Here is a 241-nt window from a genome sequence, read left to right on the forward strand (position 1 = left end):
TCTCGATGTTCGTCACCTGCATCTCCACCTCGTCGCCCTCCTGGACGACCATCTCCTGGAACCCGTAGTGGTTCCGAGTGGAGTACATCTCGATCTCCACGCGGTCCTCGGAGACGCGCTCCATCGTGGACTCGCCCTCGGCGGTGTGGCTGAGTTCGAGGTCCTCGGGGTCGTACACCTCCTTCGGGTTGATCTTCGACTTGTGGCAAATCGACGCGTCGTGCGGCTCGGCCTGCGCCGG

Annotated in this window: 1 pseudogene; it reads right to left on the reverse strand. The window is 63.5% G+C overall.

Annotated features, from left to right (window positions below):
• Positions 1–241: pseudogene (locus EXE45_RS19010) on the reverse strand (TAT-dependent nitrous-oxide reductase); the annotation flags it as partial.

Origin of the sequence: Halorubrum sp. SP9 (genome assembly GCF_005435015.1) — an archaeon.
GTDB lineage: Archaea > Halobacteriota > Halobacteria > Halobacteriales > Haloferacaceae > Halorubrum > Halorubrum sodomense.